Below are 12,730 nucleotides of genomic sequence, written 5' to 3'. Positions count from 1 at the left end.
ACCTCGGGTTCCACCCTGGAGATCCGCGACCTGCACGTCACCGTCGCCGGCAAGGAGATCCTGCGCGGCGTCGACCTGACCGTGCGCGCCGGTGAGACCCACGCCATCATGGGCCCCAACGGCTCGGGCAAGTCCACCCTCGCCTACGCGATCGCGGGCCACCCCAAGTACGCCGTCACCGGCGGCCAGGTCCTGCTCGACGGCACCGACCTGCTCGACCTGTCGGTCGACGAGCGTGCCCGCGCCGGCCTGTTCCTCGCCATGCAGTACCCGGTCGAGGTCCCCGGCGTCAGCGTCGCCAACTTCCTGCGCACCGCGGTCACCTCGACCACCGGTGAGGCCCCCAAGCTCCGCCAGTTCGCCAAAGACCTCAAGTCCGGCATGGACGCCCTGTCCATCGACGCGGCCTTCGCCCAGCGCAACGTCAACGAGGGCTTCTCCGGCGGCGAGAAGAAGCGCCACGAGATCCTCCAGCTGGAGCTGCTCAAGCCGAAGATCGCCGTTCTCGACGAGACCGACTCCGGCCTCGACGTCGACGCGCTGCGCGTGGTCTCCGAGGGCATCAACCGCTTCCGCGCGAGCGGCGAGACCGGCGTGCTGCTCATCACCCACTACACCCGCATCCTGCGCTACGTGAAGCCGGACTTCGTCCACGTCTTCTCCGCCGGGCGGATCGTGGAGCAGGGCGGCCCCGAGCTCGCCGACAAGCTCGAGGAAGAGGGCTACGAGGCCTACACGAAGGCGTCGGCCTGATGAACAACGGCCTTGACGTGGAGAGGATCAGGAAGGACTTCCCGGTCCTGTCCCGCGAGCTTCCCGGCGGCAGGCCGCTGATCTACCTCGACTCCGGAAACTCCGCGCAGAAGCCCACCCAGGTGGTGGAGGTGATGCGCGAGCACATGGCGATGCACTACAGCAACGTCGGCCGCGCCATGCACGTGCTGGGCGCGGAGTCCACCGAGGCGTACGAGGACGCGCGCGACAAGATCGCCGCGTTCATCGGCGCGCCCGGTCGCGACGAGGTGGTCTTCACCAAGAACGCCTCCGAGGCGATCAACCTGGTCGCGTACGCCTTCGGCAACCGGACCTGTGAGGACCCGCGCTTCCGGCTCGGCCCCGGCGACGAGATCGTGATCTCGGAGATGGAGCACCACTCCAACATCGTGCCGTGGCAGATGCTGGCCCAGCGCACCGGCGCGACCCTGCGCTGGTTCTCCGTCACCGACGAAGGCCGCCTGGACCTGTCGAACCTCGCCGAGCTCGTCACCGAGCGCACGAAGATCGTCTCGATCGTGCACCAGTCGAACGTGCTCGGCACGGTCAACCCGGTCGCCCCGGTGCTGGCCAGGGCCCGCGAGGTCGGCGCGCTGATGATGCTGGACGCCTCCCAGTCGGTCCCCCACCAGGGGGTGGACGTGGCCGCCCTGGGCGTCGACTTCCTGGCCTTCACCGGCCACAAGGTCGTCGGCCCGTCCGGCATCGGCGTGCTGTGGGGTCGCGCCGAGCTGCTGGAGGCCATGCCCCCGTTCATGGGCGGCGGCGAGATGATCGAGGCGGTCTGGATGGACCACTCGACCTACGCTCCCGCGCCGCACAAGTTCGAGGCCGGCACCCCGCCGATCGTCGAGGCCATCGGCCTGGGCGCGGCGGTGGACTACCTCACCGAGATCGGCATGGACGCCGTCGCGAGCCACGAGCGCGAGCTCACCGCCCACGCGCTCGGCGCCCTGGGAGAGATCCCGGACCTGCGGGTGATCGGCCCGGCCGACCTGGCCGACCGCGGCGGCACCGTCTCGTTCACGCTGGAGGGGATTCACCCGCACGACGTCGGGCAGATCCTGGACGACAACTTCGGCGTGGCCGTGCGGGTGGGTCACCACTGCGCCCGCCCGCTCCACCTCAGGTTCGGGATCCCCGCCACCACGCGGGCGTCCTTCTACCTGTACAACACACCGGCCGAGATCGACGCGTTGGTCCGCGGCCTCCACCACGTGCGGAAGGTGTTCGCCTAGCCATGCCCGAGCAGTCGAGCCGGCGTACGGGCGGGCGGCGGGGGCCGGGTGCCCTCCGCACGGCGTCCGGCGACGCGCGAGCGCACGGCGCAGCGAACGAGAAGGTGAGCACGACCCTATGATCGCCGAGTCCATGTACCAGGAGCTGATCCTGGAGCACTACAAGCACCCGCAGGGGAGGGGTCTTCGCGACCCCTACGACGCCGAGGTCCACCACGTGAACCCGACCTGCGGCGACGAGATCACCATGCGGGTGAAGCTGGGCGACGGCGGCAAGGTCGAGGACGTCTCCTACGACGGCCAGGGCTGTTCCATCAGCCAGGCCGCCGCCTCGGTGCTGCACGAGCTGGCCACCGGCTCGACCGTCGAGGACACCCTCGGCGTGGTGGACGAGTTCACCCGGCTCATGCAGGGCAGGGGCAAGGTCGAGGCCGACGAGGACGTGCTGGGCGACGCGGTCGCCTTCGCGGGCGTGGCCAAGTTCCCCGCCCGTGTGAAGTGCGCGCTACTGGCCTGGATGGCCTACAAGGACGCGGTCGTGAGGAGCACGAAATGAGCAAGGCTGTTGAGACGCCGACCACGGCGCAGGACGACACCGCCACCCATGACGAGGTCATGGAGGCGCTCAAGGACGTGGTGGACCCCGAACTCGGCATCAACGTCGTGGACCTGGGCCTGATCTACGGGCTGCACCTCGACCCGGCAGGGGAGGGCGCCGAGGGCACGGACGGCGCTGCGGCACTGCCGGTCGCCACCATCGACATGACGCTGACCAGCGCGGCCTGCCCGCTGACCGACGTCATCGAGGACCAGGCGCACTCGGCCCTGGAGGGCATGGTCTCCGACGTGAAGATCAACTGGGTGTGGCTCCCGCCGTGGGGCCCGGACAAGATCACCGACGAGGGACGCGAGCAGCTCCGCATGCTCGGCTTCAACGTCTGACCGGGACGCCGTCCGGGACGTCCGGGGACGAGGGGCCCGCGCCCCGTGTCCCCGGGCGTCCTTCCGGCTCTCCGGGGGAACCGCGGGTGCTCGAAGGGCTCGCGGGACGCTCCGGACACCGGCGGCACGGACCTCTCGGGGGGCGTGCCGGCCCCCCGGAGCAACCCCACCGGGACGGGCCCCGTACGCTCCGGTGCAGGTGAGGGCGTGACGGACTCGTGTCCGGTGAGGGGCGCGACCCCCCGGATTCGAGCTGTGCCGAATTGTATGAGAGTATTTCCGAGGCCGGGAAGAAAAGCCCGGCCGGGAGTGTTGACTCCAATCGACGGACAAGCGGACGGCTGATGCCGGACGCCCCGAACGAACCTGGCACTGCGAACGCCGGGTATGCTTGATCGTGGTTTGACTGCGTGCGGGTAAGCTAGACCCGCCCCGTGCGGTGCGCCTCGACTTGCACCGCACCACCGCCCCGATGTGGGTGTTCATCCAGCGCGGCCTCATGCCGCGCGCTCCAGGCTCGTCCTTTCGCAGAAGTGACGTGCCCCGTTCTTCTATCGAAAGGCACGAGTCTTCGTGACCATGCTTGACGCTGTTCTGCCCGAGTTCACCGAGATCACCGAGATCTCCCAGGCCCCGTCCGGGCCGTCCGAGTTCACCCTTCTCGGCCTGCCGAAGCCCCTGGTGACCGGGCTGTCCCGCGCGGGCATCGACAGCCCCTTCCCCATCCAGCGGGCCACGATCCCCGACATCCTCGCCGGGCACGACGTCCTGGGCCGCGGCCAGACCGGCTCCGGCAAGACGCTCGCCTTCGGCCTGCCCATGATGACCCGCATCGCCGGCGCCAAGGCCCGTCCCGGCCGCCCGCTGGCCGTCGTCCTGGTGCCGACCCGCGAGCTCGCCATGCAGGTGACCGACGCGCTCGAGCCGCTCGGCCGTGGCCTGTCGCTGCGCATGAAGACCGTCGTCGGCGGCATGTCCATGGGACGCCAGATCGAGGCGCTGCGCCGCGGCGTCGAGGTCGTGGTGGCCACCCCGGGCCGCCTGACCGACCTCATGCAGCAGGGTGAGTGCATGCTGGACGAGGTCCAGGTGACGATCCTGGACGAGGCCGACCACATGTGCGACCTCGGCTTCTTCCCGGTGGTCAGCGCGATCCTGCAGCAGACCCCGGCCGACAGCCAGCGCCTGCTGTTCTCCGCCACCCTGGACGGCGACGTCGACAAGCTCGTCCGCCGCTTCCTCACCAACCCGGTGACCCACTCCATGGACCCGGCCACCTCCTCGGTCGACACCATGGAGCACCACGTCCTCGAGGTCCACCGCGACGACAAGTTCCCGGTGACCGCCGAGATCGCCAACCGCGAGGGCCGGACGATCATGTTCGTCCGCACCCAGCACGGCGTGGACCGGCTCTGCAAGCAGCTCGCCCAGGTCGGCATCCGCGCCGGCGGCCTGCACGGCGGCAAGCGCCAGAACCAGCGCACCCGGATCCTGTCCGAGTTCAAGGAAGGCGCGATCAACGTCCTGGTCTGCACGGACGTCGCGGCCCGCGGCATCCACGTCGACAACATCAGCCTCGTGCTGCACGTCGACCCGCCCCAGGACCACAAGAGCTACCTGCACCGCGGTGGCCGTACCGCCCGCGCCGGGGAGAAGGGCACCGTCATGACGCTGGTGCTCCCCAACGAGCGTCGCTCCACCGAGTCGATGACCCGTCGCGCCGGCATCAAGCCGTTCCGCATCAAGGCCACCCCGGGCCACCCCCGCCTGGGGGAGGTCGCCGGTGCGCGTACCCCCAGCGGCGAGGCGATCCCGGTCTGGGAGCCCTCGGCCCCGGCCGCCAAGCAGCGTCAGGGCCGTGGCGGTTACGGCAACGGCGGCGGTAACGGCGGGGCCCGTGGCCCGCGCCGCTTCCGCTCCGACCGTCCCGCCCACGGCGCCGAGGGCGGCCAGCCCCGCGAGCGTTCCTTCGGTGACGACCGTCCCGCCGGTGGCGGTGGCTACCGTTCCGAGCGTCCGGCCGGTGGTGGCGGTTACCGTTCCGAGCGTCCCGCCGGTGGCTACCGCGGTGGCGAGCGGCGCGAGCCGTTCCGCGCCGACCGTCCGGCCCCGGCCGCCGGTGGCGGTTACCGTTCCGAGCGTCCCTCGGGCGAGCGCGAGCCCTTCCGCGGCGAGCGTCAGGGTGGCGGCTTCCGCGGCGGCGAGTTCCGCGCCGACGGCCGCGGCTCGGCCCCGCGCAGCGGTGGCAGCCGCTACGGCCGCTGATCGCTGATCGCTGATCCATCGTCGGGACCTCTCAGGGGGTCCCGGTACGACCCTCCGAAGGGCCGGTACGGCATCCGCCGTGCCGGCCCTTCGGCGTTCCGCCTCCGGTGGGTGTGCCGGCCCTTCGCGTTCCCGGACCGGCAGGTGTGCCGGCCGTTCGCGGTCCCGGACCGGTGGGTGCGCGGGCTCAGTGGCCGGTCGGGGCCGGATCGTCGCGCAGCCTGCTGTAGAGGTGGCCGTCACGCCACCGGCCGGCGCGGAACTCCACGGCGCGCAGGACGCCCTCCAGGGTGAAGCCCGCCTTCTCCAGCGACCTCTGCTCCGCGATGTTCTCCGGGTGGGTGGCCGCCTCGACGCGCTGTGCCGGGGTGTGCGTGAACAGGTAGTCGCAGAGCATCGCCTGCGCGCGCCAGCCGATGCCGCGCCCGCGCCGGTCCGGAAGCAGGGCGATGCCGATCTCCCAGTACCGGGAGACCGCGGACCCGCGTGCCATCCAGCTCATGAAGCCGGCGGTCGTGCCGTCGGCCTCGACGACGAGCCTGCTGTCGTCCGCCCCGAGATAGCCGTCCAGGGCGAAGCGCCGGGCCGGGGCCTGCGCGTCGCGGAACCCGGTCCAGTCCAGGCCGATCAGGCCGGGTTCGGTGCTGAAGCGCCGGAACATACCGAGGTCGTCCTCGGTCACCGGCCGGAGCCGTACCTCAGGGCCGCTCACCGTGACGCCTCCTCGGGGACCGCCCGCGAGGGCGTGATCACGTCGATGACCCGGACCATACCTCCCGCCTCGGGGTGGCGCGGAGCGGGCCTCGGGGAAAGGCGGATCGGATCGTGCCGCCGGGGCCGGTCCGTGGAGACGGTGGCGTACGTCCTCAGGGGGAGGTGGCGACCTGTGGCCGGGCGCCCGGGCCGGGGAGCACGTCGACGTCGGTCGCGTGCATCGGCCGGTGGCAGACCGAGCAGTGCGGCTCGACGTGGCTGATCTCGCCGCAGGCGTGGTGCCGGTAGAGCGCCGGGGGGCCGGCCTCGCCCGCCGTCCAGCGGTCGCCCCAGCGCACCATCGTCATCAGCAGGTCGCACAGCTCCATGCCCTTGGTGGTGAGCGTGTACTCGTGACGCGGGGGCCTGCTGGAGTACTCGATGCGTTCCAGGACGCCTTTCTCGACCAGCCACCTGAGCCGTTCGGCGAGCACCTTTCGCGAGATGCCCAGGCTCTGCTGGAGGCGTTCGAAGCGGGTGATGCCGACGTAGACGTTCCGCAGGATCAGCGGTGACCACGGCTCGCCGATGACGTCCAGGGTGCGGGCGATCGAGCAGGCCATGTCACCGAACGGGGTTCGCTGCATGACGACAGTCTAAGGGAAGGGTTTCCTCAGGGAACCGTCTCCGGTGACGACTCCCGCGCGCTCCTGTCGGAGGCTCGATCGCGGACGGCGTGTGGATCACCTGTTGACGATCTAGATCCAGTCGTCATCATGGGCTTATATCCCCCTATGTCAGCCCGTGTCAGTGCCCCTGTCATCCCCGTCCTGCCCGCCCTTCCCGCTCGTCGCCGCCTCGGGGCCGGATCCCCTCCACCGGGCCGCCCGCACGGTCGGCCGACGTGCCGGAGACGGCCGGGACGTCCGAGATAAGAGGATCAATGCGCCGCTCGTGGTTCCGTCCCCGCACGTCCGCCCGCCCTCGTCCCGTCGTCCCGCAGGCCCTGGTCGCCCTCCTGGTCGCGGCGGCGACCGTGCCCGTGACGTCCTCGGCGTCGGCCGCGTCCGCGGTCTCGGCCACGTCCCCGGCATCCGCGGTGTCCGCGGTGCCCAAGACATCCGCGGCATCCGGGACGTCCCCCGCCGTCCGCTCCGTGGCCGGTACGGCCGCCGCGCAGAGCTACCGCGTCCTGCAGCTCAACCTCTGCCACAGCGGGGTCAACACCTCCTGCTTCAACGGTGAGAACACCGTCCAGGAGGCACTGGGCGTCATCGGCGCCAGGCAGCCGCAGGTGGTCACGCTGAACGAGATCTGCCGCGCGGACCTGGCCCGGCTGGCCTCCGCGATGGGCGACGGGCACCGGGTCTTCGCCCCCGCGCTGCGTCCCGACGGCACACCGGTCCGCTGCGTCGACGGCGACGAGTACGGCAACGGGATCGTCTTCCGCGCCACCGGGGCGACGAACTTCTCCGGCGTCCACGCCACCCAGGACGGCGGGAGCGAGAGGCGCGTCTACGTGTGCGCCGAGTTCGCCGACCTGACCGGCTGCACCACCCACCTGTCGACCACCGGCACCGTCGCGATGGCGCAGTGCAAGGCCACCGTCGCCCTGCTGCGCGACAGGGGCGCGGCCACGAGACCGACCTTCCTGGCGGGGGACATGAACATGAAGTACGCCCCGCTGTTCGGGCAGAACGTCCAGAACTGCAACTCCGCACCCTTCTTCCGCAAGGGGGACGGGGACGTCCAGCACGTCTTCGCGGCGAGCATGGGATTCGAGCGCACCGACGTCATCCCCATGCGGTACACCGACCACCCCGCGCTGCTCGTCACCCTGACCCGGCCCTGATGCGGCCCCGACGCGGCCCGCGGACGGGACGTCCCGGTGCCGCGCCCGAACCGTACTCACCCGTCCGCGGGGACGCGCTCCCGTACCCGCGGGGGAGCGGTGCTGCCGCGCGGGGTGAGGCGGGCGGCCTCCTCCTCGTGCGGACCGGGGTCCTCGCCGGAGACCAGCGAGAGCAGCCGGCGGGCGGCCTGCGCGCCGTAGGCGGCGATGTCGCGGCTCAGGGCGGTGAGCGGAGGGCGGACGACCTGGCAGAGCGGGGAGTCGTCCCAGGCGACGACGGACAGGTCGCCGGGGACGTCCAGGCGCAGCTCCTGGGCGGCGGACAGCCCGGCGACGGCCATGATGTCGTTGTCGTAGACGATGGCGGTGGGCCGGTCCGGGGAGCTGAGCAGTCGCCGGGTGGCGCGGGCCCCCTCCTCGCCGGTGTAGTCGGTGTGCACGGTCACGTACTCGGCGACGCCCTCGCACGCCTCGGTGAAGGCGCGGTCGCGCAGCACGGTGTGGACCAGGCGCGGCAGGCCGGCGACCCTGGCGATCCTGCGGTGGCCCAGGGCCAGCAGGTAGCGCACGGTCTCGCGCACCGGGCCGTCGTCGTCGGACCAGACCGGGAGCAGCGGCCCCGCCCCGGAGGGATGGCCGATCACCACGGCGGGCAGGCCCAGCGACGCGAACGCGGCCGGGCGGGGGTCGTCCACGTGCAGGTCGACCAGGATGGCGCCGTCGATGCGGCCCTCGCCCCACCAGCGGCGGTAGATCGCGATCTCCTGGTCGTGGTCGGCGGCCATCTGCAGCATGAGCGCGTACGAACGGTCCGAGAGCTCGCTCTCGATGCCGCTGATCAGCTCCATGAAGAACGGTTCCACGCCGAGCGTGCGGGCCGGGCGGCACACGGCCAGGCCGACGGCGCGGGCGTGCGCGCCGTTCAGGGCCCGGGCCGCGCTGCTGGGACGCCAGCCGATCTCCTCGGCGATCGCCAGGATCCGGGCCCGGGTGCTCGCGGACACCCCGGGCCGCCCGTTGAGCGCGTACGACACGGCCCCCTTGGACACCCCGGCCTGCCGGGCGACGTCCGCGATCGTCGGTCTTTTCATGATCCCCCCGTCGACGAGTGGAGCGATTGTAACTGAACCGGTCCAGTGTTCTATTGACAGGGCCGACACATGGACTTTACGGTCTCGATACTTATCCGGTTCAGCAAGCGCATGCGGTCGCGTCTGGTCGGTTGGGAGCGCTCCCATGCTGGAGAGGAGAACTGTCCAATGCGGATTCGACGAAGGTTCGCGGTCCTCGGGACGGCGGCCTGCCTGGCCGCCGCCGGATGCAGCGGAGGTTCCACCACACCGTCCGCCCCCTCCGGAGCGCCCCCGGCCTCAGGCGGTGCCGGGGCCCCGTCGGCCCCGGCGGGCCCGGGTGCGGCGGACGCCGCGTTCCCGCGCAACGAGACCCTGTACACCAGCGGCACCCAGTGGGGCCCCCCGGCCAACTGGAACCCGCTGCGCACCTGGGACTCGGCCACCGGCACCAAGGGACTCGTCTACGAGACCCTCTTCCTGTACGACCCCCAGAACGACACCTTCACCCCCTGGCTGGCCGAGAGCGGCGACTGGACCGGGGAGGACACCTACGAGCTCAAGCTCAGGCAGGGCGTGACCTGGGCCGACGGCAAGCCGTTCACCGCCGACGACGTGGTCTTCACCGTCGAGCTCGGCAAGATGAAGACCGTCCCCTACGCCAACCTGTGGGGCTGGCTGGAGAAGGCCGAGGCGGTCGACCCGGCCACGGTCAGGTTCACCTTCTCCAAGGCCAACCACCAGCAGTGGGCCAACTGGGTCTACAACAACGCGATCGTCCCCAAGCACATCTGGCAGGGCCGCTCCGAGGACGACGTGATGAACGGCGTCAACGACAAACCGGTCGGCACCGGGCCGTACACCTACCACAGCCACGACCAGGACCGGATGGCCTGGGTCAAGCGGGACGGCTGGTGGGCCACCAAGGCGCTGGGCAAGGACGTCAAGCCGAAGTACGTCGTCGACATCGTCAACTCCAGCAACGAGGTGGCGATGGGCCTGCTGCTGCAGAAGGGCCTCGACCTCAGCAACAACTTCCTGCCCGGCGTGGCCAACCTGGTCAAGGGCAACTTCGGCATCCAGACGTACTTCCCCGAGCCGCCCTACATGCTCTCGGCCAACACCGCCTTCCTCGTCCCCAACACGAAGAGGAAGCCGCTGGACGACCCGGCCTTCCGCAAGGCCGTCGCAGGCGCCATCGACACCAAGAAGATCGTCGAGGGCGTCTACGGCAACCTCGTCAAGGCCGCGAGCCCCACCGGCCTGCTGCCGCAGTGGGACAAGTACGTCGACCAGGCCGTGGTGAGCGAGAAGGGGTTCTCCTTCGACACCGCCAAGGCCAGGAAGCTGCTGGCCGACGCCGGGTACAAGGACCGCGACGGCGACGGGCTGGTGGAGAACAAGGACGGCTCCAAGGCGTCCCTGAAGCTCATCGTCCCGGCCGGGTGGACCGACTGGATGGAGGCGAGCCGGGTCATCGCCGAGGGCGCCAAGGCCGCCGGGATCGACATCACCCCCGACTTCCCCGACTTCAACGCGCTGGTCGACCAGCGCTCCTCCGGCAAGTTCGACCTGGTGCTCAACAACGAGCGGCAGCTGTCGAACACCCCCTGGATGTACTACGACTACATCTTCCAGCTCCCGGTGAACAAGCAGCAGAACACCGTCAACTTCGGCCGGTACGAGAACAAGAAGGCCTGGGACCTCGTCCAGGAGCTCGACGGCAAGAAGGTCGACGACGCCGAGGGCATGAAGAAGGTCACCTCCGAGATCCAGAAGATCCAGCTCGACGACCTGCCGGTGATCCCCCTCTGGTACAACGGCCTGTGGGCCCAGACCAGCACCGCGGTCTGGACGAACTGGCCCTCCTCGGCCCCCGGCACCCCCAAGAGCCCGCCGACCATGTGGCGCAACTGGCTGGAGCTGGGCGGCGTGCTGACGCTGACCGAGATCAAGCCGGTCGGGGGCTGACCCCGCGATCCTCGCCCCCTCCCGTGCCCGGCGCGCGGGAGGGGGCCCATCTCGCCGATTCTGGAGGATCGCGTGCGACGTTACTTCGGCCGGAAACTGCTGGTCTACGGGCTGACCTTCCTGGTGGCCGTCACCGTCAACTGGATGATCCCGCGCTTCATGCCGGGCGACCCGGTGCAGAGCATGCTGTCGCGGGCCAACGTGTCCCAGCCGGCCGCGGTGGAGGCGATGCGCGCCCACTACACCGCCCTGTTCGGCCTCGACCTGCCGTTGTGGCAGCAGTACGGCAACTTCTGGGCCGCGCTGTTCCGCGGTGACCTGGGGACCAGCATCTGGGTGTTCCCCACCCCGGTGACCGACCTCATCATGCGGGCGGTGCCGTACACGCTGGCGCTGCTCATCCCGTCGATCCTGCTGAGCTGGTGGGCGGGCAACAGGTTCGGCGCCTTCGCGGCCCGGCGCAAGTGGCTCGACAACACCGCGCTGCCCATCGGGTACGTGCTGACCGCCACCCCGTACATGTGGCTGGCCATCCTGCTGGCCTGGGGGCTGGGCGTGGTGGCCGGGATCTTCCCCGTCTCGGGCGGCTACAGCTTCTCGATGCGGCCCAACTGGTCGTGGGAGTTCGTCGGGGACCTGGCACTGCACTGGTTCCTGCCGTTCGCCTCGCTGTTCCTGGTCGCGTTCGGCGGCTGGGCCATCGGCATGCGCAACATGATCATCTACGAGCTGGAGGCGGACTACTCCACCTACCTCGCCTCGCTCGGCGCGCCGCGCAGGCTGATCCGCCGCTACGCGTTCAGGAACGCGGTGCTGCCGCAGATCACCGGCCTGGCCCTGCAGCTGGGCGTGCTGGTGGCCGGGGCACTGGTCACCGAGATCGTCTTCTCCTATCCGGGGCTGGGCCACCTGATCCTCAAGGCGATCCAGAACCAGGACTTCTTCCTGCTCCAGGGAGCCTTCCTGTTCATCGTGGTGGGCGTGCTGGTCGCCAACTTCGTCATCGACATCGTCTACGTCCTGGTCGACCCGCGTACCAGGATCGGCATGGGAGGGGAGGCGACGTGACGGCCGTTCCCGCGCGACGGCGCGAGGGCCTGTACTTCGCGGTCCGCAACGGCAAGCTGCTGGCCGGCCTGGCCGTGCTGGTCCCGCTGCTGCTCCTGGCCGCCGCGGCGCCGCTGCTCGGCGGCCAGGACCCCAACGCCTACGTCGCCGCCCCGGCCTCGCCGCCCTCGGCGCAGAACTGGTTCGGCACCACCATGTTCGGCCAGGACGTCTTCGCCCAGTTCGTCTACGGATTGCGTTCCACCTTCATCGTGGGGGCGCTCGGCGGCGGGCTGGCCGCGATCATCGGCATGACGATCGGCTTCACCGCCGGGTACCGGGGCGGGATCGTCGACGAGGTGCTGAACATGCTCACCAACATCGTCCTGGTGCTGCCGGCCCTGGCGGTGCTGCTGATCGTCAACGCCTACCTCGGCGTGCGCAGCGTGGGCGTGCAGGCGCTGTTCATCGGCCTGACCTCCTGGCCGTGGGCGGCCAGGGCCATCAGGGCCCAGACCTTCTCGCTGCGCTCGCGCGACTTCGTGGACCTGGCCAGGCTCAGCGGGGTGCGCACCTGGAAGATCATCGCTCGCGAGATCGCGCCCAACATGAACTCGTACCTCGTCATGACCTTCATCCTGCTGTTCGGCGGGTCGATCCTGATCGCGGCCTCGCTCGACTTCATCGGGCTCGGGCCCAGCCAGGGCATCTCGCTCGGCCTGATGCTCAACAACGCGGCCCGCTGGAGCGCCCTGCACCTGGGGATGTGGTGGTGGTTCATCCCGCCCGGCGCCGGGATCACCGCGATCGTCGGCGCCCTGTACGTGATGAACGTCGGCCTGGACGAGGTCTTCAACCCCCGGCTGCGGGAGCTGTAG

At 70.5% G+C, this 12,730-nt stretch carries 12 protein-coding genes; 9 read left to right on the top strand and 3 right to left on the bottom strand.

The features are described 5' to 3' along the window. Window positions 1–15: 15 nt before the first annotated feature. The 5 genes from sufC to ABD832_RS32920 all read left to right on the top strand — a co-directional run bounded on the left by sufC (window position 16) and on the right by ABD832_RS32920 (window position 5,219). Window positions 16–753, top strand: a complete 738-nt coding sequence (gene sufC / locus ABD832_RS32940; RefSeq protein ID WP_344904436.1) for a Fe-S cluster assembly ATPase SufC — start codon at window positions 16–18, stop codon at window positions 751–753. Next, the gene (locus tag ABD832_RS32935) at window positions 753–2,012 is read left to right on the top strand and encodes a cysteine desulfurase (protein WP_344903357.1); all 1,260 of its coding nucleotides are present in this window, start codon (window positions 753–755) and stop codon (window positions 2,010–2,012) included. The genes sufC and ABD832_RS32935 overlap by 1 nt, the downstream gene beginning before the upstream one ends. A 118-nt stretch (window positions 2,013–2,130) precedes the next feature. Further along, window positions 2,131–2,568, top strand: coding sequence for a Fe-S cluster assembly sulfur transfer protein SufU (gene sufU / locus ABD832_RS32930; protein ID WP_344903354.1), 438 nt, complete (start codon window positions 2,131–2,133; stop codon window positions 2,566–2,568). After that, window positions 2,565–2,954, top strand: a complete 390-nt coding sequence (locus tag ABD832_RS32925) for a metal-sulfur cluster assembly factor (protein WP_344903351.1) — start codon at window positions 2,565–2,567, stop codon at window positions 2,952–2,954. Before sufU ends, ABD832_RS32925 begins: the two co-directional genes overlap by 4 nt. 579 nt (window positions 2,955–3,533) lie before the next feature. Next, window positions 3,534–5,219 carry a DEAD/DEAH box helicase gene (locus ABD832_RS32920; RefSeq protein ID WP_344903348.1) on the top strand — a complete coding sequence of 562 codons (1,686 nt, stop codon included), beginning with the start codon at window positions 3,534–3,536 and terminating at the stop codon, window positions 5,217–5,219. 187 nt (window positions 5,220–5,406) lie between these two features. On the opposite strand, the gene ABD832_RS32915 is transcribed toward ABD832_RS32920, so the two are convergent. Next, window positions 5,407–5,931 carry a GNAT family N-acetyltransferase gene (locus ABD832_RS32915; protein WP_344903345.1) on the bottom strand — a complete coding sequence of 175 codons (525 nt, stop codon included), beginning with the start codon at window positions 5,929–5,931 and terminating at the stop codon, window positions 5,407–5,409. A gap of 154 nt (window positions 5,932–6,085) precedes the next feature. Beyond that, complete coding sequence (locus ABD832_RS32910; protein WP_344903342.1) at window positions 6,086–6,559, bottom strand: winged helix-turn-helix transcriptional regulator; 474 nt, start codon at window positions 6,557–6,559, stop codon at window positions 6,086–6,088. A gap of 296 nt (window positions 6,560–6,855) precedes the next feature. Between ABD832_RS32910 and ABD832_RS32905 the strand changes: the two genes are divergently transcribed. Then, entirely contained in the window at window positions 6,856–7,764 is a 909-nt protein-coding gene (locus tag ABD832_RS32905) for an endonuclease/exonuclease/phosphatase family protein (protein ID WP_344903339.1), read from the top strand. Between the two features lie 56 nt (window positions 7,765–7,820). On the opposite strand, the gene ABD832_RS32900 is transcribed toward ABD832_RS32905, so the two are convergent. Beyond that, a complete protein-coding gene (locus tag ABD832_RS32900) occupies window positions 7,821–8,855 on the bottom strand; it encodes a LacI family DNA-binding transcriptional regulator (protein WP_344903336.1) in 1,035 nt (344 codons plus the stop codon). A gap of 168 nt (window positions 8,856–9,023) precedes the next feature. Between ABD832_RS32900 and ABD832_RS32895 the strand changes: the two genes are divergently transcribed. From ABD832_RS32895 to ABD832_RS32885, 3 genes are all read left to right on the top strand, one after another. Continuing rightward, the gene (locus ABD832_RS32895; RefSeq protein ID WP_344903332.1) at window positions 9,024–10,805 is read left to right on the top strand and encodes an ABC transporter substrate-binding protein; all 1,782 of its coding nucleotides are present in this window, start codon (window positions 9,024–9,026) and stop codon (window positions 10,803–10,805) included. A gap of 72 nt (window positions 10,806–10,877) precedes the next feature. Continuing rightward, window positions 10,878–11,873 carry an ABC transporter permease gene (locus ABD832_RS32890; protein ID WP_344903329.1) on the top strand — a complete coding sequence of 332 codons (996 nt, stop codon included), beginning with the start codon at window positions 10,878–10,880 and terminating at the stop codon, window positions 11,871–11,873. Then, window positions 11,870–12,730 (top strand): ABC transporter permease, encoded by an 861-nt coding sequence (locus ABD832_RS32885; RefSeq protein ID WP_344903326.1) that lies wholly within the window; start codon window positions 11,870–11,872, stop codon window positions 12,728–12,730. The genes ABD832_RS32890 and ABD832_RS32885 overlap by 4 nt, the downstream gene beginning before the upstream one ends.

The organism is Streptosporangium longisporum (genome assembly GCF_039534895.1).
Taxonomy (GTDB): domain Bacteria; phylum Actinomycetota; class Actinomycetes; order Streptosporangiales; family Streptosporangiaceae; genus Streptosporangium; species Streptosporangium longisporum.
This window is presented reverse-complemented; position numbering and strand designations above follow the sequence as displayed.

What these genes read in the sequence shown, in the direction of transcription:
- ABD832_RS32935 (WP_344903357.1), top strand. Translation starts at nt 753, where the DNA reads ATGAACAACGGCCTTGACGTGGAGAGGATCAGGAAGGACTTCCCGGTC.
- sufU (WP_344903354.1), top strand. Translation starts at nt 2,131, where the DNA reads ATGATCGCCGAGTCCATGTACCAGGAGCTGATCCTGGAGCACTACAAG.
- ABD832_RS32925 (WP_344903351.1), top strand. Translation starts at nt 2,565, where the DNA reads ATGAGCAAGGCTGTTGAGACGCCGACCACGGCGCAGGACGACACCGCC.
- ABD832_RS32920 (WP_344903348.1), top strand. Translation starts at nt 3,534, where the DNA reads ATGCTTGACGCTGTTCTGCCCGAGTTCACCGAGATCACCGAGATCTCC.
- ABD832_RS32910 (WP_344903342.1), bottom strand. Translation starts at nt 6,559, where the DNA reads ATGCAGCGAACCCCGTTCGGTGACATGGCCTGCTCGATCGCCCGCACC.
- ABD832_RS32905 (WP_344903339.1), top strand. Translation starts at nt 6,856, where the DNA reads ATGCGCCGCTCGTGGTTCCGTCCCCGCACGTCCGCCCGCCCTCGTCCC.
- ABD832_RS32900 (WP_344903336.1), bottom strand. Translation starts at nt 8,855, where the DNA reads ATGAAAAGACCGACGATCGCGGACGTCGCCCGGCAGGCCGGGGTGTCC.
- ABD832_RS32895 (WP_344903332.1), top strand. Translation starts at nt 9,024, where the DNA reads ATGCGGATTCGACGAAGGTTCGCGGTCCTCGGGACGGCGGCCTGCCTG.